General features: G+C 70.2%; 20 protein-coding genes. 8 read left to right on the top strand and 12 right to left on the bottom strand.

Going from position 1 to position 22,585, the window contains the following annotated elements; all coding sequences use genetic code 11:
• Positions 1-40: 40 nt before the first annotated feature.
• From ACWDVW_RS08490 to ACWDVW_RS08475, 4 genes are all read right to left on the bottom strand, one after another.
• Complete coding sequence (locus ACWDVW_RS08490; RefSeq protein WP_176093624.1) at positions 41-655, bottom strand: DUF6879 family protein; 615 nt, start codon at positions 653-655, stop codon at positions 41-43.
• Positions 648-917 (bottom strand): hypothetical protein, encoded by a 270-nt coding sequence (locus ACWDVW_RS08485; RefSeq protein WP_350699604.1) that lies wholly within the window; start codon positions 915-917, stop codon positions 648-650. Before ACWDVW_RS08485 ends, ACWDVW_RS08490 begins: the two co-directional genes overlap by 8 nt.
• A gap of 244 nt (positions 918-1,161) precedes the next feature.
• Complete coding sequence (locus tag ACWDVW_RS08480) at positions 1,162-2,307, bottom strand: helix-turn-helix domain-containing protein (RefSeq protein ID WP_449946106.1); 1,146 nt, start codon at positions 2,305-2,307, stop codon at positions 1,162-1,164.
• Positions 2,304-2,450, bottom strand: coding sequence for a hypothetical protein (locus ACWDVW_RS08475; RefSeq protein ID WP_449946104.1), 147 nt, complete (start codon positions 2,448-2,450; stop codon positions 2,304-2,306). The genes ACWDVW_RS08480 and ACWDVW_RS08475 overlap by 4 nt, the downstream gene beginning before the upstream one ends.
• 213 nt (positions 2,451-2,663) lie before the next feature.
• Here ACWDVW_RS08475 and ACWDVW_RS08470 point away from each other — a divergent pair, with 213 nt between their 5' ends.
• A complete protein-coding gene (locus ACWDVW_RS08470) occupies positions 2,664-2,870 on the top strand; it encodes a helix-turn-helix transcriptional regulator (RefSeq protein WP_449946103.1) in 207 nt (68 codons plus the stop codon).
• Between the two features lie 73 nt (positions 2,871-2,943).
• Positions 2,944-3,510 (top strand): XRE family transcriptional regulator, encoded by a 567-nt coding sequence (locus ACWDVW_RS08465; RefSeq protein ID WP_449946101.1) that lies wholly within the window; start codon positions 2,944-2,946, stop codon positions 3,508-3,510.
• A 94-nt stretch (positions 3,511-3,604) separates the two neighbouring features.
• Here the strand turns inward: ACWDVW_RS08465 and ACWDVW_RS08460 are convergent, their stop codons facing one another.
• The 6 genes from ACWDVW_RS08460 to ACWDVW_RS08435 all read right to left on the bottom strand — a co-directional run bounded on the left by ACWDVW_RS08460 (position 3,605) and on the right by ACWDVW_RS08435 (position 13,568).
• Complete coding sequence (locus ACWDVW_RS08460; RefSeq protein ID WP_449946099.1) at positions 3,605-4,033, bottom strand: hypothetical protein; 429 nt, start codon at positions 4,031-4,033, stop codon at positions 3,605-3,607.
• The gene (locus ACWDVW_RS08455) at positions 4,030-4,686 is read right to left on the bottom strand and encodes a hypothetical protein (RefSeq protein WP_449946098.1); all 657 of its coding nucleotides are present in this window, start codon (positions 4,684-4,686) and stop codon (positions 4,030-4,032) included. The genes ACWDVW_RS08460 and ACWDVW_RS08455 overlap by 4 nt, the downstream gene beginning before the upstream one ends.
• Entirely contained in the window at positions 4,683-4,943 is a 261-nt protein-coding gene (locus tag ACWDVW_RS08450; protein WP_449946096.1) for a hypothetical protein, read from the bottom strand. The genes ACWDVW_RS08455 and ACWDVW_RS08450 overlap by 4 nt, the downstream gene beginning before the upstream one ends.
• Before the next feature lie 3 nt (positions 4,944-4,946).
• Positions 4,947-5,210 (bottom strand): hypothetical protein, encoded by a 264-nt coding sequence (locus tag ACWDVW_RS08445; protein ID WP_131050847.1) that lies wholly within the window; start codon positions 5,208-5,210, stop codon positions 4,947-4,949.
• A 169-nt stretch (positions 5,211-5,379) separates the two neighbouring features.
• Positions 5,380-12,201 (bottom strand): hypothetical protein, encoded by a 6,822-nt coding sequence (locus ACWDVW_RS08440; RefSeq protein ID WP_449946094.1) that lies wholly within the window; start codon positions 12,199-12,201, stop codon positions 5,380-5,382.
• 386 nt (positions 12,202-12,587) lie between these two features.
• Positions 12,588-13,568, bottom strand: coding sequence for a LysR family transcriptional regulator (locus ACWDVW_RS08435; RefSeq protein WP_449946092.1), 981 nt, complete (start codon positions 13,566-13,568; stop codon positions 12,588-12,590).
• A gap of 226 nt (positions 13,569-13,794) precedes the next feature.
• Here ACWDVW_RS08435 and ACWDVW_RS08430 point away from each other — a divergent pair, with 226 nt between their 5' ends.
• From ACWDVW_RS08430 to ACWDVW_RS08410, 5 genes are read left to right on the top strand one after another with little or no spacing between them, the layout of a single operon-like run.
• Positions 13,795-14,787 (top strand): glutamate ABC transporter substrate-binding protein, encoded by a 993-nt coding sequence (locus ACWDVW_RS08430; protein WP_449946090.1) that lies wholly within the window; start codon positions 13,795-13,797, stop codon positions 14,785-14,787.
• Positions 14,788-14,807: 20 nt separating this feature from the next.
• A complete protein-coding gene (locus ACWDVW_RS08425; RefSeq protein WP_449946088.1) occupies positions 14,808-15,479 on the top strand; it encodes an amino acid ABC transporter permease in 672 nt (223 codons plus the stop codon).
• Positions 15,476-16,270: an amino acid ABC transporter permease gene (locus ACWDVW_RS08420; protein WP_449946086.1), complete on the top strand. Its 795-nt coding sequence runs from the start codon at positions 15,476-15,478 to the stop codon at positions 16,268-16,270. The genes ACWDVW_RS08425 and ACWDVW_RS08420 overlap by 4 nt, the downstream gene beginning before the upstream one ends.
• A 29-nt stretch (positions 16,271-16,299) precedes the next feature.
• Positions 16,300-17,091 carry a class II glutamine amidotransferase gene (locus ACWDVW_RS08415; RefSeq protein ID WP_449946084.1) on the top strand — a complete coding sequence of 264 codons (792 nt, stop codon included), beginning with the start codon at positions 16,300-16,302 and terminating at the stop codon, positions 17,089-17,091.
• Complete coding sequence (locus ACWDVW_RS08410) at positions 17,088-17,474, top strand: DUF2087 domain-containing protein (protein ID WP_449946083.1); 387 nt, start codon at positions 17,088-17,090, stop codon at positions 17,472-17,474. The genes ACWDVW_RS08415 and ACWDVW_RS08410 overlap by 4 nt, the downstream gene beginning before the upstream one ends.
• Before the next feature lie 58 nt (positions 17,475-17,532).
• On the opposite strand, the gene ACWDVW_RS08405 is transcribed toward ACWDVW_RS08410, so the two are convergent.
• Both ACWDVW_RS08405 and ACWDVW_RS08400 read right to left on the bottom strand, forming a co-directional pair.
• Positions 17,533-17,709, bottom strand: coding sequence for a hypothetical protein (locus tag ACWDVW_RS08405; RefSeq protein WP_449946081.1), 177 nt, complete (start codon positions 17,707-17,709; stop codon positions 17,533-17,535).
• Between the two features lie 86 nt (positions 17,710-17,795).
• Positions 17,796-18,920: a serine hydrolase domain-containing protein gene (locus ACWDVW_RS08400; protein WP_449946244.1), complete on the bottom strand. Its 1,125-nt coding sequence runs from the start codon at positions 18,918-18,920 to the stop codon at positions 17,796-17,798.
• A gap of 511 nt (positions 18,921-19,431) precedes the next feature.
• Between ACWDVW_RS08400 and ACWDVW_RS08395 the strand changes: the two genes are divergently transcribed.
• Entirely contained in the window at positions 19,432-22,527 is a 3,096-nt protein-coding gene (locus ACWDVW_RS08395) for a hypothetical protein (RefSeq protein WP_449946079.1), read from the top strand.
• The last annotated feature ends 58 nt before the right edge of the window (positions 22,528-22,585 follow it).

Here is a 22,585-nt window from a genome sequence, read left to right as displayed (position 1 = left end):
GGGACACCCGCCTCCACGCTCGAACGTGGAGGCGAGGCTACTACAGGTGGGCGTCGGGTGGTGTCAGCCCGTCGACCTCACGGTCGAAGAACGAGTCGAACGGCTCCGCCCGGGCGAGCATTACCCGTACCTGCGATCGGCAGCCCTCGACAACCTGCGGTTCTGTGAACTTCTCCGCGCCGATCGGAGTTCCGTCGGCGTCGTAGCGGACGTCGTACACGGCCCTGTCGCCAGCCACCATCAGCTCCGGCACCACGCCGTGCTCCTGCTCGTACTCCCAGACCTTGTCGGCGGTGAGCACCCGAATGAGCTCACCAGCCTCGGCGCGGAAACGGAGGAAATTCAATTCCCAGATCAGGTACGGCGTGAGCGGTAGCTCCACGATCCGCAGACGGTGAAGCCCGGATTCTCGCTCGGCGAGCAGAGCGAAGAACTGCGCCAGATCCGGGTTGGGCTGCGCTGCGATCAGCAACGCCTCGTCCCACCTGCCCGCGTCGAACGCCTCCCAGCTCGGGCTGCCGGGCTCCCGGAACGTCTGCATCCGCTCGGTCTTCAGGATCGGCTCGTCAATGGACTCCACCGTGGCGTAGAAGTCCGCCTCATAGGCCGACAGACTCAGCCGTTCCCCGGACGTCATCCGGAGCAGGTCACGCATCCGGGATGTCCGGCTTCGCAGCGAGGATCATGCTGCGCGGGATGACGACCAGACGCTCGTCGCTGCCGACGCTGACGCCGTCCGGAAGCCGGCTGGCGTAGGCATCGGTCAGGTCGCGGCCGATGACCGCCACGTCACCATTCGAGAGCTCCCAGATGTCAGGGCAGGTCGTCGTGCCGCCACTCTCGCCCAGCTCACCAGCCGAGCGGCCAAGTCGTCGCGTGAACGTCGCCGTCGGGTCCGCATTCCATCGTGGCTCCACGCCCATCTCCCACAGTCACGGAACGGGCGTTCAGAATAGCCAGGGTTGGGCCGCGAATCGCGCCAGTGAGTCTCCGTTTCGCACGACCCGAAGTCAATCTTCGTCCCACTCACGCGGGCACTAACTGACGACGGGCGGCGCTGCCCAGGATTCGGGGGAAGGCGCGGATCAGCTCGCCGAGCGGTACTTCGTGCACCATGCCTCAAGGCCGTCCGGGCGAGGTCGAGACTCGTGGGTCGCGTGGTCAGGGCTGGCGGATCAGGCCGATCACGGCGGCCAGTCGCGCAACGTCGGCCGGTGCGGGCCCGCGCTGGATGATCTCGGCGAGGAGGGTACGCGCGACGGGGCGACTGCGGACCTCGGCGGGCGCGACGCTGTCGGCGTCGAGCAGAGCGTGTCCGGCCCGGCCGGGATCGCCGACGTCGAGGTAGGCGCGGGCGGCGTCGATCAGATGGGCGGCGCGGTGTTCAGGTGGGAGTCGTGACCAGCCGTCGCTGGCGAGGGCGTGTTCGTGTCGCTGGACGGCTTCGACGGTGTCGCCGAGGCGGTGGGCGGCGAGGCCGCGTGCCACCTGGACGGCGACCGCCCCGAAGCCGGTGTGGTGTTCGTCGGTGTGGTCGATCGGCCCGTCGGCGAGAACGGCGGCGTGGTCGAGCAGGTCGTGGGCGTTGCGACGGTCACCGTCACCGGCGGCGGCGAGCCCGGCCTGGAGGAACAGGGTGCCGCGTACGGCGTCGTCGTCCGTGGTGTCCGCCGCCGTGAGCGCGGCGGTGAGCGCGATTCGGTGATGGCCGAGGGCACGCAGCGCCTGGGCGACGGCGATGGTGGCGCTGGCGGCGTGGGCGGGGTCACCGGCGGCGGTGGCGACGGCCCGGTCGGCGGCGAGCCAGGCGAGGTCGGCGTGGTCGAGTTTGATCAGTACGGCGGCGGTGATCCGGTAGGTCGACGCCAGCAGACTTCGGAGACCGTGGGTCGCGTCGAGCAGGCCGGGCAGGGTTCCCACGAGTTGCGGGTACCGGCCGTGCAGGTAGCTCATCCAGGCGTGCGCGACCTGTCGGCCAGCCTGGTGCGCCGTGACGGTGTGCTCCGGCTGGTGCTGGTAGCGGGCCAGTGCGGCCCGGATGGCGTCGACACCGTCCAGACTCGGCGTCGTGGGTGGCGGCCGGCGGGGACCGAGGAGCATCTCGGGATCGAGGCGCAGCGCGTCGGCGATCTCCTGGATCACCGAATACCGGTCGAGCTGACGTACGCCGCGTTCGACCTTGTCGACCCAGCTCTTCGACTTGCCGAGCCGATCCGCGAACGCCTGCTGGGTCATGCCCCGGTGTGCCCGCAGTTCGGCCACCCGCCGCCCCAGGGGTGCGGAGTTGTGGTCACGCCGGTGGCTCATCTGCTGCCGCCGGTCGGGGGCATCGCGTCGGTCGACTCCCCACAGCGCGGACACCACCGCGACTTCACCCGAAACGCGAACAGCCCGGCCAGGAACCCCAGCAGTACGGCACCAAGCAGCACCGGCACCATCTCGACAAGCACGACACCCTCACCTCTCTAAAGGGTCGGGAGCCCGGTCGCTGCCCGAACTGGGGGGTGCTTCGGCTGGGGATGACGGGACGCTGACAGCGAAAGAAGTCAGATGATCTCGGTTAGAGATGTATTGGTTCACCCGCTCAGGTTTGCATCCACCCGATCGTCTAGTCAACAGGCAATTGCCAAAAGGATAGGGTGCGTCTACCTACGTTCGGAAGCGTGGACCGTGGGCCAGGCCGCCTGATGGGGCCTTACGAGATCGCGCAGCGCCTCGACGTCTCGCGGCAGCGGTTCCAGCAGCTCGCCCGGTACCCCACCTTCCCGAAGCCCTACCAGGAGCTACGGGGGATGAAGGTGTGGCTTGCCGAGGACATCGAGGAGTGGATCGCCAAGTACCGACAGCCTCGGGCCGCCGACGAGGACTGACGAGCGGTGGCGTCGCTCAACGATGCGAGGCGGACGCGAAGGCCGTGGAGCGGTGTTGAGCAAAGATGTGAGCATGCTGTGGCCCGACATCATCCGGCGCGCTGCGAAGCTTGGGACTGACCGGGAACTGGTTGGCATGTACCCACGCCGGGCCGACCTTCCCCGATCGATCTTCCGCGAAGCGATCGCGCGTGCCGAATCCCGGTTGTGGTTCGGTGGCTACACCAGCTACTTCGTGTGGCTGGAAGTGCCCGATGGTGCCGCAGTCCTCGCAGCCAAGGCCAAGGCCGGGGCTGACGTGCGTTTCCTGCTCGGCGATCCGGACAGTCCGGTCACGGCCGAACGAGACCGGCTGGAAGCGACCCCGCTCACCTTGGCGACGCGCATCGCGATGACACGGGCTGAGATCAGCAAGGTCGACGCAGGGGTTCCGGTCCGGTTGTCCGATCGCCATATCGCCATGTCCGTCTGGATTTTCGATGATGAGGCCATCGTCGCCACCCACATCGGTGCAGGGCTCGGGCAGGACTCCGTGACGCTGCACCTGCGGCGTGCGCAGGACGGCGGAGTGTTCGACCGGTACGTGGAGCACTTCGAGTCGCTGTGGTCCGACGGAAGGCCCGCCGAGGTGCAGGGCTGAAGGTAGGTGGGCCGCGCCGCCCAGGACGCTCGACTTTGGTACCGCCGAAGAGGTCGTCGGGCTGCTGAGAACGCTGCTACCCGACGACCGATGCCTACAGGTGCTCGGCCGCGAGTTCCTCCGCGTCCGTCACGAGTTCGTCGAGTTCCGTCGCACTCAGGTTCTCTTCAAGGAGAATCTGTCCGAGCATGAAAAGTTCGGCGCCGAGCGCTGTCTCGGGGGCGATGGTGTCGACCAGTTCCGGTTCGCCGAGGGCGGCTCGGATGAGACCCTCCATTTCGAGGGCCGGGAAGGGCTCATGTCCTCGGTATTGAGCGCGGAGCCCGGCTACCCACTGAGCCACCACGGTAGGGGTGGTGTCGGGGCCGAAGCGTCGGTTGGCGGCGAGGGCGAAGGCGGCCCCGATATCCCGCAGGCTGTTCGCCATTCCGTGCTGGCCGATCTCGACCACCAGAGTGTCGACAGCATCCCAGTCAGCTTTGGCTAGAGCTCGGATCAGGTCGCCGAGCGGTTGCTTCGTCACTCTTGTTGTCCCTTCGCTCTCCACTTGCGGATCAATCTGGCCGCGCGATGCGTTGCCACACCAGCCAGCAGACCGACCACGACAAGGTTGCCTGCGGCTTCTGCCCCATCTATCTTCTGCCGAGGTGAGGGCGCCGGGGTAGGCGGGGTTCCGGTTCCGGCTGATTGGGTGCCGGCGGGACCGTTGGTATCGCGAAGGGCCTTGGCCCACTGTGTAAGCGCCTGAGTCGACTCTGACGCCAGGTCCTGCGCATCGTCGGCTTTTCGTGCAAAGCGGTTCAGGAATCCGCCCACTCTCGACCGGGTGAGGTCGCGTCGGTCGCTGTCGGCCACGAGATCCTCGCCAGAAGGTGGCCCGGATGCGGCGGCTGCCTGAGGCACCGAGCCCGGTGCGATGGCATTGAGGTACGCACTCACACTCCGGGCTGCTTCGCTGCTGAGCCGCGCTAACCGGTGAGCCTTGTCGGTGCCGATGCGGCTCTGGGCCACCGCCGCGCGGAGCGTCGGGTGATCGGAACCCCTGCCGGCCGCCACGTACCGGTTGTTTGCCTCGGTGACATCTGTGGCGGCGCGCGTGGCGCGTACCGCGAGTGCGTCCAGTTGGTCCACGGCCGACTTGAGTTGGGCGATGACCTGGGCGAGCAGGCTGCTCATCCCAGTACTCTCCGGAATGCGTTGCCGCCTTCTTGAGCGGCGTTGATAGCTCGCAGGGTCAACTTGACCTCGCGTGTCGCCTCGGCGAGGGCCTTGCGTGCCTGCATGGCCTCGGCTCGCTGGCTGTCGTGCAGGGTGGCGAGGACAAGCGCGGAGACGACGTCCAGAGAGTCGCCGACACCCTCAACCGTCTTCTTGCCCTGCTCAAGCAGGTGGTTGGCTTCGCCGAGAGCTGCCTTGACCTCGCCGACGCTCACCGGTCAACCAAGGATGCTGATGTATTGCCGGGCGGCCTGGGTGCTGCCCTGGAGAACGGTGGCCGCCTCGATCAGCCGCTGTTTGCTCTGTTCGGCGCGGCTGATCGCCTCCGAGATCGCGGGATGTCCGGTGCCGGCCGCGACCGCCCGCAGTCGGGAGAGCACCTGCTCGGTGCCCTCGATGGCAGCTCTGATCTGGTTCGTCGTGGCGTTGCACTGCTCGGCTGCCTGGGCAAGTTCGGCCTTGACTTGCTCGATGCTGGCCATGCCGTCCTTCCGGTCCGCTGCGGGGCACTGGCGTCCAACACACGCCGTAGCGAGGCAGACACTATCCAACATGAATTGCCTTCCGCAGCCCCGAATGTCGAGAGGACCAGGGTCAGGGCACCCTGGCCGGGGACCAGGTAGCTGATGTCGTGGCAAGAACTCGTCGGCATCAGTAGCCGCACGAGGCGATCAGCGCGGCCAGGTGGTCGAGTCGGGCTGACGTGGACGAGAGCCGGCCGTCATGGTGCAGGCTGGCGGCCAGCGGCGTACCGCTCCACCAGGCCGGGTCGGTCCGCGACACCCATTCCACCCGCAGCGTCGGGTCGATCAGGCACTGCACGCTCGTGATCACGTCGTCGATGCTGCGGAGGACCTCCTCGTCGCGGTCCTCATCGGGGACCCGTCGGGACAGCTCCAGGACGACGGCGACCGCCGTGGCGATGACGCCTTCCACCCGTTGGCTCGTGCTGGTGCCGCCCGCCAGGACCAGTGCGGCGTAGTCGTCGTACGACAGTCGGCGGTCGAACACCGCGCGAAGCAGGAATCGGCCTGCGTGGGGATCCCGCCACTCCGGCTCGCTCCGCGTGAGGTAGGCGAACATCTGCCCGGCTGACAGCCCGGCGACCGGAGGATGTGGGCTCCACGGGTCGGTGACGACCGGTGCGGCCACCGCCTCACCCGGGGGTGCGGTGTCCTCACGGGCGGCCAGCTCACGCCGCAGGAGCACGGACATCGCGGCGAGTTCCCGAGCGGCGCGGCTCTCCGCCCACATCTCCTCCAGCACCCGGTTGGCGATCCCGCGCCGCGTGCTGTGGGAATCGGCCACCCCGAGCTCGTGGCGAACGCGATCCGAGTCGTGTCTGATCCGCTCGGCCACCTGCCACGGACCAACCTGGTCGAGCCAGGTCAGCACGCCCCCCGGGCGTCCCTCGGCGGTCATGCTCTGTTCGAGCGCGTCGAGCAGCTCAGGGCGTACGAGCCGCTCCCCGAACTCGTCGAGAATGGCCTGCCGCTGCGGCCAGGTGTTGGTGGAGAGCCACCGGGCCAGGTCCCGTGGCAGCGGTGGGCGTGCCACCGCCCGGCTCGCCTCGACCGCTGCGGTCACCAGGTCGGCGGTCGGTCGTTCCCGGAACAGCTCGCGCCGACCACCGGTGCCGCGAAGCTCCCATACGGTGTCCAGGGCCACCCGGTCCTTGTCGACCGGTGCCGGTACCCGCCGTACGGTCACCACCGCCGCACGGTCGAGCCACGCCTCCAGCAGCGAGTCGGCGCGCAGCACCGCGACGACCACGCCACGCCCGTCCCACCAGGCGAGCCGATCCACCGCCTGACGAATCGCCGCGACGACGGAGGCGTGCTGCGGTTGTAGCGGGGGCGTGTTGACGATCACGACGTGCCGCTGCGCTCCCGCCGCGCGTACTGCCTGCGTCAGCGAGGCCAGCGCCAGCTCGTCGCGCGGTCCCGGCGGTGCACCGGCGAACCAGACCCCGTCCACGGATCTGATCTCCTCGGGCATCAGCGGGTCGTCCTGGACAGGGTCGGCGACGACGACCGCCGGACCGCCGTCCGCGCGGACCGTCGACGCGACGGACGGTGGGGCCGCCGACGTGGACGGCAGGTCGGCCGGCGTCTGCTCCGCGCCGGTCTCGTCCCCGAGGGACGCGACGTCGTCGTGCGCGATCACCACCGCCGGTTCCACGTCCACGTCCATCGACGCGATTCGCGGTGTACGCGGTGCGGAGCGCACCGGTGAGGCCGACGCGACGTCCAGCGAGGCGATGCTCGGCGAACGCCCCGGCGGCGTCGGTGTGACGTCCAACGAAGCCACGCTCGGTGCGGGCGTCGGCGCGACGTCCGGGGCAGGAGTGGGTGGTTCCGGTGCCCTGGGCGTGACCACCTCGACCGGTGCCGGGACGGGCGGGGCTTCCGTGGTGCGCATCTCGATGTTGCCGACGACCCACCGGGTCCCGTGGGGACCGTCGACCCGGACCACGGCGACGGCGACGACCTGGTATCCCGGTGTGCCGAGCCCGGCGGCCGACTCCATGGGGGTGCCGAACCGGAGGATCTCGCGGCGCTGCGCCGAGCCGCCGACGCCCTGACCGTGCGGCGCGTCGACCCCGAGAACCGGCACCGTCGGGCCACCGGTGTTGGTGACGTCCCGGGTCAGCGGGTGGGCGTCGCCGAAGGTCATCGTCGGGATCACCGACCCGGCCACGGTCGTGGTGAAGCTGTCGGTGTTGGCGTTGATGCCGTCGATGGCGACGTTGCGGCTGGAACTCGCGGGCTGTGGGGAGAAGAGCGCGAACTGCAGCGACGTACCCGGCCTGCCCGCGCGGCCCAGCAACCGGCCCACCGCGGCGGGTTCCAGCATGGTGACCCGGCCCGTGCGGGCGAGGCTGGACAGGCGGACGAAGATACCCTCGGCGGAGGTGGAGTTGTGCAGTTGATCGTCGTCGGCCAGGGACGGGTCGACGGTCCGGATGGCCTGGGCGAGCTGCGTGACCGCGTCGAAGTCGTACACGGAGAACGGCCGGCTCGGCCGCCAGGACGGGCCGGTCACCAGGTCACGGACCGATGCCGGGATCTCCAGCTCGATGACGACCGCGTCGGTGGGCGCGGGTACGACGGAGGTCGGGGCGGAGGTGAGCAGCAGCGGCGAGACCCGCCGCTGGTCCGCGACCGGGACCCGCGGTGTCTCCGCCTCGCTGAAACGCAACGTGACCAGGGCCGCGAAGGCGTGGGACGACTCACCGACCGCACTGAGCGTCGGCAGGTTCGGCCAGGCCAGCCGGACGAGACGGCCCGGGGAGAGCAGCCCGTTGAGCGCGGCCCGGCCCACCTGGACGACGAGCGCGTCGTCCAACGGCATCGAGCGGGCGGCCACGCCGAGCGTGTAGGGGACACGGTCGAACTGGGTGGTGGCGATCGTCCGTTCCCAGGTGCGGTACTCGCGCAGCGACGTCGCGGTCTGCACACGCTGGTGCTGGCTGCCGATCGAGAGAGTCGGCTGTGCCTGGTGGCCGTGCTGCTTGGCCATCAGGGAGAACGCGGCGCTGTTGGCGACGACCCGGGTGACGCTCTGCTTGCTCGCGCCCGGGGTCAGCAGTGAGCCGCCTTCGCCGGACGAGTGGGCCAGGATGGTGTCCAGGCCCGCGCTGGACGAGGTCGGCCGGCCTCGCCGCGCCGTGAGCTGGGTGGCGTCCTCCACCGGCTGCGCGCGGAACTCGACCTCGACCAGCCGTGGCCCGAGCCATGACCGGTGCACGAAGTGGAACGAGGCGCGGCCCTCGGGGCCGATGTTGATCAGGGTCCGCAGCCCGAGGGCGGACGTGTGGTCGGCGATCCGTGATCGGACACCGGGCAGGTAGGCGGCGTGGCCGGGGCGGGTCACCCCCGGTGCCTGGGCCTCGACCAGCGCGCGGACGTGGGTGCGCAACTGCGGACGGGGGCCCTGGGGGAGCACTGCGGTGGCCACGCCGAAACCGAGCCTGCCGTGGCCGTGCACGAACCAGGAGGGCAGCGTGCGGTCGGCGATCGCGACAGTTTGCGGGTCGGCCGGCGCGACGCCGGGGATCTGCCGCAACTCCGGGTGGTTGAGCAGGTCGTTCTCGACGAGCAGGAACTCCACGGCCTCGGGTAGCTCGACCACCACCTGCCACTCGGAGAACGGCCGGCCCGCGAGCGTCCCGGCCACCACGTTGCGGATGCCCTTGGTGACCGTGATCAGATAGACGGCCTTCGCCGAGAAGCGGAGCACCGTGACGTCGTTCTCGGTCGTGACCCGGAACGCCATCGTGTTGTCGCTGAACGTCGTGCGGGTGTCCGTGCGTCGGAGATGGGTGTACGTCCCGGACGGTACGAACTGCGGGACGCTGCCGTACGTGCCGGTGAGCGTCGTCGGCAGCTCGTACCCGACGCTGACCTCCGCCGTCTGCGACGAACCGTCGAAGGACTGCAGCCAGCTCTCCATGTCCATGACGCCGGGTGCGGGCAGCAGTCTCACGTCGGTGAGATAGCCCTCGACCGTCACCGACACGTCGGTGCCCGACACCATGCCGTGCCCGCCGATGTTCTCGGTCACGTACTGGTTGTTGAAGACCTGCAGGGCGTTGGCCACCAGATGGTGCGGCGACAACGCCGCGTGCGCCACCTCCTGTGCCATGGTCTCCGGTCGGTCCAGCGGCTCGCCGACCGCCCGCCGCTTCGCCCACGCCCACCCGACCACCGCTGTCTGGCCGAGCCATCGCGCCGCATCCCCGACCCACGGCCAGAGCACCGGTTCCTCGGCGGCCGGCGCGTCGCCGGCCTCCTGCGTCTGTGCCGTCGTTTCGTCGACCGGAAAGGCGCCGGGCATGGCGAGCGGTCGCTCCGCCTCGGCCACCCTCGGTGGCCTGCGTGGAGGCCGCACCGGCTGCATCTCCAGGTCGCCCCCGACCGGCGGCGCCGCCACGTCGTCGACCGGGTACGCGCCCGGCATGCGGGGGAGTACGTCGGTGGGCTGGTCGACGGCCGTGACCGCGCGACGTCCCGTGCCGATGAGGGCCTTGACCACCGCACGGATCACCCGGCTGCCCTCCACCCGGTCCACATGGGCCAGGCTGGGCAACCGCAGCACCCCGTTGCGGTAGATCACCTCGTCCGGCTGGTCCAGACGGGCGAGATCCTGGGCGGTGACGTCCCGGGGCGCGGGATCCTGGTGCGGCCGGATATCCGCCGGTTCGGCGAGCGTGCGGTAGGTGGGCACCGCCAACGCGAACATCCCGTCGGCCTTGGCCGGCGCGGGTGCATCGCCGTGGCTCCACGAGATCTCCAGGCGGAACCGCACCGGCACCTGGAACGCCTGCGAACCGTCACCGGTCGGGTTGAGGGCGTACGACTCCTGTCCGAACCCGATGTTGGTGTCGGTGATGGTGGCGGGCCGGGAGAAGCGGTTGACGCCGCCGGAGAGACCCTGCACCGGCCGATCCGCCTCGGTCGTTCCGGTCGGGTTGGTGGAGGAACCGGCGACGCCACCGTTCCAGCCGAACGGTGAACGACTACGTCCCTCACTGGCAGGCAGGGTCGAACCCGTCCAGTTCAGCGTCTGGACGTCGGGCAGGAACAGGAAGTGGACGACTCCTCCCTGGGGTCCGCCGGTGAAGCGGCGTTCGGCGACGATGCGCGCCTCGGCACGCTGGATCTCGCCCCGGACCGGGAGTTCGAAGACGATCGGGTAGCCGCCCTCGATCATCTCGTCCACGGCGCCGCGCAGCCCCACACCGGAGCGGGCCACGTCGAGCTTGCGCGCGTTCACCAGGCGCTGCACCCTGGTCGCCTCGTCGGTCAGCTTCTCCAGCGCCGACTCGTCCTCGGGCGGCAGGAAGCCGTGCTCCGTCAGCCAGGTCTCGACCGCTGCGAACAACGCGTCGTCGGCCGTGACCCGCAACGGTGTGGTGGAGACGCCGATCGAGCGGAGCTGCGCGATCTCGGGCGGTAGGTAACGCGGCGTGGTCGGCCGTCGGGTGACGAGATCGGCGGACGGCACCCGCAGGATCGCCCGGTGCGGCTCGCCGGAGCCCAGCGGCGTCTCCGGCTCGGGGCGGGCGGCGACACCCGTCGCGCGGACCAGTTCCACCTCGAAGATGACGTCGACGGCCTGCGGGATCAGCGGCTTGCGCACCCGCAGCGAGTGCGAGGTGCGCGCCCCACCACCCGATCCCAGCGTGTGCGACACCTGGTGCCGCGCACCGACCTGCCCCCGGACGGATCCGCCGGTCGGCTCGGTGTCGGGAGCGGCCGGCGACGCCGACATGCCGAGATTCGCGAAGACGTCGACGCCGACCGCGTTGGTGACCTCTGCCGAACCGTCGACCCGAAGGATCCGCAGCACGTGCGACTCCAGCACGGCGTCCTGCGTCGGTGGACCGGTGACCTCCCGTGGGACCAACGTCGTCCGCATCCGGAGGTATCCGATCACGGACCCGTCGTCGTCGAACAACAGCGGCGACGGGTGGCTGCCGGTCCACGCCAACGGGATGTTGGCGCGCAGGCTGTACTCGCCGAAGAACTCCCACAGGTCCCGTCTCGACGCCTTCGACAACCCGGGAAGGTGCGGCCGGAACGACGTCATGACGTCGCGGAAGATCAGGTCGGCGTTCAGCACCGACTGCACACCGAACAGGGGCACGTCGGTACGCAGGATGTCCAGCGGCGCCGGGACGAGCCGCTCCGCGTCCGGGCTCGGGGCCTCCACCAGGTGTTTCGGGAACCACACCGTCAACCGCTCGGGCGGTGGGCTCTCGAGGTCGGCCCACGGACGGCTCGCGTCGTCGCCCATGCGTAGCTGCCACCGCATCCGGTAGCGGTAGGGCCACGAGCGCTCGCGACTGCGCAGCAGCGTCAGCGCCTGCACCGCGCCGGTGACCGTCGCGGAGGTCGACGCCTGGTTGTACGTCACGGTCGGCTGCACCGTCAGCGCCATCCGCCGCAGTACGCTGCCGCTGTCCGCCGGCAGCGGGTGCGAATAGGTGAACGGCACGCGTACGGTCCGCAGGTCGCTTGCGCCGCCGCTCTCCGCCACCTCCCAGCCGCCGAACGCCCAGCGCTGGAGCGTGACGGGTGGGCCGTCGGGCATCTGCTCGATGTCGGGGTCCGCTTCCACCGCGTCGCGCAGCAGCACCCGCAGCCACGGGGTCCGGTCACCGTCGGCGGGGCTCGACAGCGGCAACCCGGTCTCGCTGCGGATCCGGGGCCATTCGGTGAGCAGGTAGTCCGAGGTGAGACGCCGTTCAAGATCCGCGTCGAGGGGAGCGTGCGAGCCGCGCGTACCGGCCGCCGCCTTCACCTGCGCGAGCAGCCACTGGACCACGGCCTCGGGCACCGGCGCGATGTGTTCGAGTCCCTGCATGCCGTCGAACCGCGACCCGTACTGCCGTACCGCCTCGGTGATGCCCCGGCGTGTGGACGCGGGCGTCGACTCTTCCCCGGATTCGTCCTGTGGCGATGTCAACCGCTGGTTCCCCCTTCGTTTCCGGCGGTCCGCGCACTGGTTCACCGCCTGAGGGCACGACCGTTCGCAACGGCGAAGCGATGCGATCGAGGAATGCGCTACCCGCGCATGACAAATGCAGGAAAAACTGCCGGAGCGAAGAAACGCGCCGCGATGTCGAAGCCACCGACGGCGCTATCGAGAAGCCGTGTGCGGCTTCGTCGTCAAGCTCAGCCAGTGGTGCCGCAGAACCGAAGGCTTTCGACGGAACGGCGTCGAATGGGACACCTGCTTGCACTCATGCCGACAGGCTAGGTCCGGCGGCGGTGCGATGTCAGCAAGTGTGATCCAATGCACCCGTTAACCTATAGGCTAAGTAGGAGTTGCGGGCGCGCCCGCAGTGGCCCCTACGCCGCCTGGAGTCCAGGGCGCTGGACGCCGATCGGAGCCGACCGCAGGCGGCCCCGCAGAGTACGCGCGGCCGTGCGCAGTTCGCGCACCGTGTGCGCGACCGGCGCCTCGCGCAGGACCTCCGGCGACGCCAGTGCGTAGATCCGACGTTGCGGCCAGTTGGCCAGCGGCCGGACGCGCAGCCGACTGTCGAGGTGGGCCGAGATGGCCAGCTCGTTCATGAGGGTGATGCCGACGCCGCTGGTGACGAGGTTCTGGATTGTGACATGGTCGTCCGCGGTGGCCACCAGGCGGGGTTCGAAACGCGCCGCCGCGCAGGCGGCGAGGAAGCGGTCCCGCACCGTCTCCATGACCCACGGCTCGTCGGCGAGGTCGGCGAAGTCGACCTCGTCACCGCCGGACGTCTCCCGGGCCAGCCAGTGGTCGGCCGGCACCACGACGCACCGGCGATCGGTCATCAGCGAGACGCGGCGCAGGCCACGCTCCGCGTCGGCGGTGCCCTCGTTGCTCCAGTCGCAGAGCAGGCCGACCTCGATCTTGCCGGACCGCAGGAGCTGCGCGGCCTCGGGTGGTTCGACCTGCTGCACGACGAGTTGCGGTGCGGGGTCCGCGTCGCCGTCCGAGGTGCTCCGGGCGAGCCGGTCCAACAGCCTGGGAACCAGGGTGGCGCAGCTGCTCCGGAACGCCCCCAGACGGACGGTGTCGGCCCGCTGCTCGCTCATCGCCCTGAGCTCGGACTCGGCGGCCGCGAGGGCGGTCAGCACGATCTCGGCGTGGTCGGCCAGCCGGCGGCCGGCCTCGGTCAGCACGATTCCTCGTCCCGCCCGCATCGCCAGTGGCGCCCGGGCGGCGCGTTCGAGAAGCCGCATCTGATAACTGATGGCCGGCTGGGAATAGCCGAGTGCCTTGGCGGCGGCGGTGTACGAGCCATAGCGCGCTACCTCGGCCAGGATGAGCAACTGATGCGTGTCCAACACGAGCTGAATCATAAAGACCACTTATGAATGCTCGGTGACGTTTTGATTGGACGTTCGGCGGCGTCGGCCCGATGCTTTGTCCGCGGCCTGATCCGGCTGACCCTCGCTATCGGACGGTGCCATTGCATCCGTCGGCGGCACCGTCCTGTCCACGACCGACCACGAACGGCCCGCGTTCACCGGGGCACCCCCCCGCAGTCCCCGGACACCCCTGAGGAGAGACATAGTGGAACCGTCAACCGCCCTGGCCGCTCGCGGCCGACGCCGGCCCTCGGGCCGACGGGCAGTCGTCCTGGCCACCGCCGTGGCGCTGGCCACCGCCCTCGGCGTGACCGCGGGGTGCAGCTCCGCCTCCCTGCCGGCACCGCCCGGGACCGCTGCCGCCGACGGGGGAGCGGGTGGCGAGTCGATCGAGAAGATCCTGGCCGACGCCCCCGTCGCGGATCCGGCCGATCTGTCGGCCGGTGGTCGGGCGGCCACCATCAAGCAGGCGGGCACCCTGCGCGTCGGCGGCACCGCCACCGCAGCCCTGTTCTCGCTGAAGGACCCGACCACCGGGAAGGTGTCCGGCTTCGACGCCTATCTGGCCCAGCTCCTGGCCAAGTACATCACCGGGACGCCGTCGGTCGAACTGGTCCAGGTGACGGCCCAGACCCGGGAGCTGTTGCTGCAGAACGACACCGTCGACGCGGTGCTCGCCACCTACACCATCACCCCGGCTCGGGCCGAGAAGATCAACTTCGCTGGACCGTACTTCAACTCGGGCACCTCCATCCTGGTGAAGAAGGCGGAGACCGGCATCACGAAACCGTCGGACCTCGCCGGCCGGACGGTCGTGACCCAGGCCAACTCCACGGCGGTCAACACCCTCAAGCAGGTGGTGCCGGACGCGAAGCTGCTGCTGTTGGAGACCAACGACCAGTGCGTCCAGGCGCTCCGCCAGGGCCGGGCCGAGGCGTACGTGCTCGACCAGGCCATCCTGCTCGGCAACGCGCAACGCGACCCGCAGGTCAAGGTCGTCGGCGAGCCGTTCACCGAGGACCCCTACGGGATCGGGTTGCCGCCCGGCGACGCGCAGTTCAAGACGTTCGTCAACGGATGGCTCACCAAGATCATCGAAGCGGGCCTGTGGGACCGGATCTGGAAGCTGACCGTGGGCACCGCGATCGAGGGCGAACCGCCGGCCCCGCCGGTTCTCGGCTCCGCCGCCGGAAGCTGAGCGCGATCCACGTGTCGTACGTGTCGGAGGTGGCTGGGTTCCCGCTGGTCGACGGCGTGCTCAGCCACCTCGGCCGGCTGGGAGCCGGCCTCCTGGTCACCATCGAGCTCACCGCGGCCTCGTTCGCGGGCGCTATGGTCCTGGGGACCGTGGTGGCGATCATGCGGATCGTGCCGGTTCCGCTGCTGAGGTTCTGCGCCGCGATCTACGTGCAGTTCATGCGCAACACGCCGCTGCTGGTCCTGCTGGTGCTGTTCGTGTTCGGGCTGCCCGAGATCGGGATCCTGTACGACCTGTTCTGGACGGTCACCACCGCGATGGCGATGTACGGGGCGGCACTGATCGCCGAGACGATCCGGTCCGGCATCCGGACCGTACCGCCCGGTGAGGCCGAAGCGGCCCGGGCGCTGGGCATGACCACGGCAGGCAGTCTGCGCCACGTCATCCTTCCGCGCGCCTTCCGCTCGATGGTCCAGCCGCTGGGCAACATCTTCATCGCCATCGCCCTGAGCAGTTCCCTCGCCGCGGCGGTCGGCGTCACCGAACTGACCGGCGAGACCGACCTGATCAACCTGGAGTTCGCCGACGCCGGTCCGACCTTTCTGGTCAGCACGGCGCTCTACCTGATCCTGACCCTGAGCATCGGCTTCGTCACCGGGCTGCTGGAGAAGAAGGTGGCGATCGAGCGATGAGCGTGTCCGAGCAGGCCCTGTTCGACCAGCCGGGTCCCCGGGGCCGGCGATGGATCCGGCTGGCGACCATCGGCACCGCCGTGCTCCTCGTCGGCCTGTTCTGGCGGGCGATCACCGAATTCCACGCCCACGGCCAGCTCGACCCCGCCAAGTGGACGATCTTCGGGCAGTGGCCCGTGATGGCCTTCCTGCTCCGGGGTCTCGCGGCGACCCTCCTGGCCGCCGGGGTCAGCGCCGTCATCGCCGCGCCGTTGGGGTTCCTGGTCGCGCTCGGCCGGCTGTCCCGGCGGCGGGTCATCCGGTGGCCGGCGGTGGCGTACGTGGAACTGTTCCGCGCGGTGCCGATCCTGCTGCTGCTGTTCGCCTTCCTGATCCTGGCGCCCCGCTTCGGGCTGCGGCTACCGATCTTCTGGCAACTGGTCGTCCCGATCGTGGTCTCGAACGTCGCCGCCCTGGCCGAGATCTTCCGCGCCGGCATCCTCGCCGTCGACAAAGGACAGACCGAGGCCGGGCTCTGCGTGGGTCTGAGCCCGGCGGCCACCATGCGACTGGTGGTGCTTCCGCAGGCGCTGCGCCGCTTCGCCCCGGCGCTGGTGACGCAGTTCATCCGCCTGCTCAAGGAGAGCACGCTCGGTTACGTGGTGAGTTTCCTCGAACTGCTCCACGCGGGTCGGGTGCTCGGCGAGTACACGCACGCCCTCATCCAGACCTATCTCGTGATGACCCTCATGTTCGTGGCGGTCAACGCGCTGCTGTCGTGGCTCGCCGCGGTTCTGCAGCGGCGTAGCTGACCGCCCGCCCTAACCCCGGGAGTGTGCCCATGTGCCGTCTGTTGGGTGTGGTCGGCGCGTCCGCCGGTCGCCTGACCGATCTGCTCGCCACCGAACTGCCCGGATTCACCGCACTGTCGGCCGAACACGGCGACGGCTGGGGCGTGGCCCACTGGCACGACGGTGAACTCCGCGTCGACAAGGAGCCGACGTCCGCCCGTACCAGCCAGGGATTCACCTCCGCGCTGAGCCGGATCACCACCGACGCCGCCCTGCTGCACATCAGGCTGGCCAATCCCGGGTCACCGCTCGTCCTCGCCAACACCCACCCGTTCCGGTCGGCGACGGTCGCCTTCGCCCACAACGGTGACTTCTCCCCGGCGAACGCCGTCGACGATCTGCTCGAACCGGCGATGCGCGAAGCCGTGACCGGTACGACCGACAGCGAACGGTTCTTCCTCCTGGTCAGGCAGTTCCTGCGCCGCACCGACCCGGTGACCGCGCTGAGTTCGGCCGCAGCCGAGGTGCGGCGTCGTGCCACCCGGTACAGCGGCCTCAACTGCCTGCTGCTCACGGAGCAGTCGCTGTTCGCCTATGCCGACCACGATCCGGACTCCGCTGTCAGCCGACGCCGCGGCCCCGGGTTCTTCCCCCTCAACTACCTCGTCGAACCCGATCGGGTGGTGGTCGCCTCGACCGGCTGGGACCAGCCCACCCCGTCCTGGCGCCAACTGGACCAACAGCACGTGCTTGAGGTCCGCCGCTCCGATCTGCGCGTCTCCCGGCACCTGACGCGGCCCGAACTGCCTCCGGTCGCGGCGGTGGAGAGCGCCGTCCGATGAGTACGCGTCCGGCGCCACGGTCGCGCTCCTCGTCCCGTGTCACCCTGGTCGGGACCGCCGCCGACCTGGACCGTCAGCAGCCCATCAGCCGCCTGCTCGTGATCTATCCGGAGCTGCGGAACGTCTTCGCGCACGGCCGGTTGACCGCCCTTCCGCCGACCCTGTCGCGGCGGTGGGAGTTGCTGGCCGAGATGCTCGTCCGCTTCCTCGACCTCGACGGCCCGTGCGACGAGGACGAGATCAACCGGCGGCTCGCTGCGGTCACCGACGACGTGGCCGGCGCTCGGCGGATGCTGGTCGACGCCGGCTGGTTGGAACGCGACCGCGCCGGCACGACCTACGGCACGTCGCGCACGCTGCCTGTGCGCGAATCGTCCGCCTGATCGGATCAGCGCACAGACGTGCGGCCGGGACGGTGCTGTCCCGGCCGCACGGTGCGGATCAGATGTTGGAGATGCGGAACATCGTGGTGGCGGTGTCACCGCGCGCCGCGCGGTCGCCGGCGGCCGCTGCCTCCTCCGGGCTGTCGCCCCGGGCCATGGCCCTGGCCACGGCCGCGTTGCGCTGCTCTTCGATCTTCCGCCTACGCCGCTGGGTGAACCTGCTCCAGATAGACATGCAGAAGATCTTCCCGATCGCGCACCGACCAAACCGGTTCACGGGCGATCACCGGATCGCCCGTGAACCGTCGATGTCCGAACGGGTCAGGGCCCCGCCACCACCGCGTCGTTGCCCGGCATCCGGGTCACGCTGGGCAACTGCGGCACCGCCTGCGCCGAACGGCTGCTCGCCCCGCTGGCCGGGCACATCGCGGTGAGCACGAACGTCTGCCACGCGATGTCGATCGGATGCGCATCGGGCAGCCCGAGCTGGTAGTGGCTGAGGTTGATCCCGGAGGAGACCTGACGGGCGGCGTCCCGGCTGTGCAGCGAGTACGTCAGGTGACCGATGACCGCGCCGTCGTGACCCCAGAACTCGCCGCACGGGGTGGGCAGCGAATAGATGCCCAGACCGTAGCCACCGGCCGCCGGCAGTTCCGGCACCATCGGGACCTGGGTGAGCATCTGGTCGAGGGTGGCCGGACGGAGCAGGTCACCACGGAGCAGCGCCCGGAAGAACGTGTTCAGGTCCGCCGTGGTGGAGATCATCTCACCCGCCGCGCCGCCCCAGCTCATGTTGAACTCGCTCATGTCGCGGACGCCGAAGGGGGCGAAATACGCACCGCCGTGCGGGCCACGGATCGTCGGATCGGTGCCCGGGAAGGACGTGCCGGTCAGCTTGAGCGGTCGCAGGATCCGGCGCTGCACCTCGGCCGCCGTGCTGTTGCCGGTGACCGCCTCGATCAGCATTCCGGCCAGGACGTAGTTGGTGTTCGAGTAGCTGAACCGCTCGCCCGGTGCGTTGGTCGGCGGCATGGCCAGGCCCATGGCGACCAACTCGGCCGGCGCGTACGTGGTGACCTGCATCCGGTTGATCGCCGCGTACGAGTCGATCATCGCGTTGGTGTAGTTGCCGATACCGCTGGTGTGGTTCAGCAACATCCGGACGGTGACCTGGGTGCCGAGCTCGCCCGGCACCGCGTCGGGCAGCCGCTGCCCGATCGGGTCGTCCAGACCCAGTCGGCCGTCGTCGACGAGCTGGAGCACGGTGGTGGCGACGAACGTCTTGGTGACACTGCCGATGCGGTGACGCATCTGCGGCTGCATCGGACGTGGCGTGGTCACGAACGCCTGGCCGGCGGCGCCCTGCCAGTCGTGTCGGCCGTCGCGCACGGCGGCCAGCGCGCCGGGCACACCGGCCGCGGGCACGGCCGCGAGCGCGGCGCGCAGCCCGGCGCGGTCCAGCTTCCCGGCGGACGTCCCGGGCTGCGCCACGGCGGAGGCGGGTACGACAGCGATCGTGGCGACCAGCGTGAGGCTGGTGGCCGCCACCTTCAGTGTCCGAAGAGTACGAGACATGGAAATAGCATCGATGTGTCCCCGTCGGGACGCATCGTGCTCAGGCGCGAGATTCGCCTCCCACTGCGGAGTGAGCCGCATTCGACCAGCGACCTACCGCAGCACCACCGCCGCAGGTCTTGCGCATGACCCGCACCCGGCCGGTACGGATGTCCCTGGACGACGGGCGGTCGTCCCTGCCCTCCGGGACATCCCGTCCACCAGCCTCGGAACGGTCAGGTTCGATGCGGCCCGGCCCGTCCGGTCCCGGTCTTGGGAGGAACACGTGGTGACGACAGCGGCGAAGGGGTCGGGCAGACCGCCCGGCCGACACGGCAGGCCCCCGGGCCGCCGGGGCACCCTCGGACGGTGGTGTGCCGTCGGGATCGCGGCGGTGCTGACCGTGACCATGCACCAGACTCCGGCGCGGGCGGTCGAGCAGGTGCCGTTCGACGAGCACGCCGTGCACGGCGCGCTCTTCGCGGCCGTGGTGCAGCTCCACGACAACGGCGCCGCCGGGCTCACCGACGCCCTGCTCACCGCCGAACTGCTGGACTGGCGTACGGCGAACCCGAACGCCGACGCCGCCCAGGTGGCGGCACACGCCAACGGCACCCGCGCGGCCGTCGCCACGGTGGCGCCCGACGGCAGCGGGGAGGAGCGGTCCCGCTTCGCTCTGGCGATGGCCCTGCTGGCGCGACTGGGGGAGACCCCGAGCAGCGGCGCGGTGCTCACCGGCCCGGCGCTGCGGCTCTTCCTGGACAGCACCATCGGCGCCGAGGGCGCCAACGTCGTACCGGACATGCTGAACCTGGTCCGCGGTGGCTACCAGGACGCCGGTTGGAACGCGAAGTCCCGCGACGTCGTCCGCGACACCTGGATGGAGCTGCACCGGCGGGCGAAGGTGGACGACCCGCTGACCGTCGGGTGGGACGCCGCGTTCACCGGCCGCACGAAGACGGCGGTCCGTACCCCGGTGGACACGCTGCTGGCCACCCGGATCCACGAACCGCGTGCGGACGGCAACACCGGCACCCTCGGCCACTACGTGCCGCTGACCGCCATCCGGGACGAGCGCGACGACCCGGCCGCCTTCCGTGCGCTGGTGCAGGAGCGGGCGTACGCGGCGCTGGCCGTGCTGGACGCGGGCGGACGGGCCCGGGCCGACGAGGTGGTGGCCAGGGCGGCGACCTACCCGCTCAACGGCGACCCGAAGCCGACCGCGGCGGTCGTCGACGAGGAGAAGCGCAAGACCGCCGAGAACAAGACGATCTTCGAGGGGCTCGGCTCCACGGTCAGCGTGCTCTCCACCGTGATGGGGTTCCACGACAAGAAGTTCGGCAAGCAACTGGAGACGATCGGCAAGGCGATCGTCACCTCCGTCACCGCCATCAACACCTACATGACCACCGTGCTCGGCCAGGGGCTGAGCACCGCCGCCATCGCCATGGGCACCGCGGTGCTCACCGGTAACCTGCTCGGCGCGGCGGTGAGCCTGATCGGTCTGTTCGCCGGTGGCGGCGACCCGAACGCCGCCGTGCAGGCCGAGATCGGCAAGCTCCGGGACCAGATCAACCGCCTGGCCCAGGGCATGGACCGGCGCTTCGACCGGATCGAGGCGGCGCTCGGCGAGATGTACGCCAACCTGGTCTCCCAGCTCGACGCGCTGACCCGGTCGCTGGACCAGGTCCACGCCAACCTCGGCCGGATCGCCACCCAGTTGCAGACCATCGAACGCAAGGTCGACGCGATGGCGCTCGCCACCCACGTGGCGTTGCAGAACATCGCCCGCGACCCGCTGAACAAGGTCATCACCACCTACGTGCACCACAAGGAGATCACCGGGGAACCGATCCCGGACTACATCGACACGTACTACCCCAAGGCCGAGTCGCCGACGTTCGAGTTCGCCACGCTGCGCGCCGACGCCGAGGGCACCTTCACCGTCCCGGCCGGGACGAGCACCGCCGACCCGGTCTCGCAGCTCGACCTCTACCTGCCCGAGGGCTCGATCAACTACCTGACCCAGTGGGCCGGTCAGCGGGTCGGCGGCGCCTGGACCACCGGACCGGTGGCCAACGCCGCCGCCTGGAAGACCGCCGCCCGCACCTACAACATCCTGCAACTGCAGAACCCCCAGTACGCCAGGCGGATCGACACCGGGCGGGCCGAGGCCGTCGCCCTGGCCGGTGACGAGATCAACGAGCGGGTCCGGCAGTTCAGCGAGCCGACCGACGACGGGGCCACCAACGCCCTGTTCACCGCGCTGGTCGCCGACTACCGCACCGCCGTGAACGGCTGGCGGGACCAGGTCGACAACGTGCGTCGCGCGGTGCTCTGGAACGGCAGCGACGCGATTCCCGAGTACGACATGTGGGGCAGCCCGGACCAGCAGATCGCCGCCGGCAACCGGATCAGCGAGACCGGCTCGATCAGTCCCTGCACCGGGACTCTCGGCAACCGTGCCGTCCCGGCGACCCTGCGGCACAACACCCTGCCGAACCCGTTCCAGTTGGCCGCCCACGGCCTGCCGCCGGCCCACCGTCCGTCCTTCACGAGCTGCTACGAGGCGCAGTTCGTCAACGTGGTGGAGAACGAGGGACCCCGCTTCCACACCACCAGCGGGGACCTGCAGATCACCGTGCGGTCCCGGGTCAAGTGGGCCGGCGGGGACTGGCAGCAGGTCCGCAGCGCCACCCGGGTCTTCCCGATCGGCGTCTACTGCTCCTGGAACGTCCGTTCCCAGGTGCCCGACGGCTACTGCTACGACGAGCGCAAGTTCCTCGACGAGCGGTGGAACACCACCTATCGGACGGCCTTCGAGTCCGCCGCGATCCCGACGGTCGACGCCCAGACGGCGACCGCCCGGGCCAAGGCCGCCAGCATGCTCGCCGGCCGGCAGAAGTACTTCTACCGGGTGATGCTGGCCGGCTCCGGCACCGCCGCGCCGGACCCCGGCACCTGGGACTCGGCCAAGGCGCTGTGGCAGCAGGGCAAGAAGGTCTCCAACGCGTTGCGACTGCTGCAGGCGTACACCGAGTTGGGTTGGGGTTCCGCCCTGGAGTCCGACGACGGCCTGCGCGGGCTTCTCTTCGGCAGCCACGGCCTGCCGGCCGACTGGGCCCGGCCCCGCAGCGACGCCGACCAGTCCGCCAACCGGCACCTGCACAACGCGATGGCGCAGGCGTTGGCGAACTACGCCGGCTGCACGCAGGTCGACGGCTGGGACCCGTGCGGCGGTGACCAGTCCGGATTCAACCCCCTGGCCAACCAGGGCCAGTACGGTGCCGGCTGCCCGCAGGCGACGAGCGGGGCACCCCGTGACCCGCTCAGCGCCTGCCTGGTCGGCGCTGCCGAGCTGCGGGCCAACCAGCTCGCCGCGCGGTACAGCCACTGGTCCGGGCGGGTGGACGCCGGAGCGCACGTCGAAGGGCTGCCGGACGTCACCGCCACGGTCGACATGACCCGAGCGGCCAGCCGGGCGATCCGGTTGGGCTGACCGGCCGGGCCACCATCCCGCCGACCCGGGACATCCGCCCCGGGTCGGCGGGACACCC

The organism is Micromonospora sp. NPDC003241 (assembly GCF_053589795.1).
This window is presented reverse-complemented; position numbering and strand designations above follow the sequence as displayed.

What these genes read in the sequence shown, in the direction of transcription:
- ACWDVW_RS08490 (WP_176093624.1), bottom strand. Translation starts at nt 655, where the DNA reads ATGCGTGACCTGCTCCGGATGACGTCCGGGGAACGGCTGAGTCTGTCG.
- ACWDVW_RS08480 (WP_449946106.1), bottom strand. Translation starts at nt 2,307, where the DNA reads ATGAGCCACCGGCGTGACCACAACTCCGCACCCCTGGGGCGGCGGGTG.
- ACWDVW_RS08465 (WP_449946101.1), top strand. Translation starts at nt 2,944, where the DNA reads ATGCTGTGGCCCGACATCATCCGGCGCGCTGCGAAGCTTGGGACTGAC.
- ACWDVW_RS08455 (WP_449946098.1), bottom strand. Translation starts at nt 4,686, where the DNA reads ATGAGCAGCCTGCTCGCCCAGGTCATCGCCCAACTCAAGTCGGCCGTG.
- ACWDVW_RS08445 (WP_131050847.1), bottom strand. Translation starts at nt 5,210, where the DNA reads ATGGCCAGCATCGAGCAAGTCAAGGCCGAACTTGCCCAGGCAGCCGAG.
- ACWDVW_RS08420 (WP_449946086.1), top strand. Translation starts at nt 15,476, where the DNA reads ATGAGCGTGTCCGAGCAGGCCCTGTTCGACCAGCCGGGTCCCCGGGGC.
- ACWDVW_RS08415 (WP_449946084.1), top strand. Translation starts at nt 16,300, where the DNA reads ATGTGCCGTCTGTTGGGTGTGGTCGGCGCGTCCGCCGGTCGCCTGACC.
- ACWDVW_RS08410 (WP_449946083.1), top strand. Translation starts at nt 17,088, where the DNA reads ATGAGTACGCGTCCGGCGCCACGGTCGCGCTCCTCGTCCCGTGTCACC.
- ACWDVW_RS08405 (WP_449946081.1), bottom strand. Translation starts at nt 17,709, where the DNA reads ATGTCTATCTGGAGCAGGTTCACCCAGCGGCGTAGGCGGAAGATCGAA.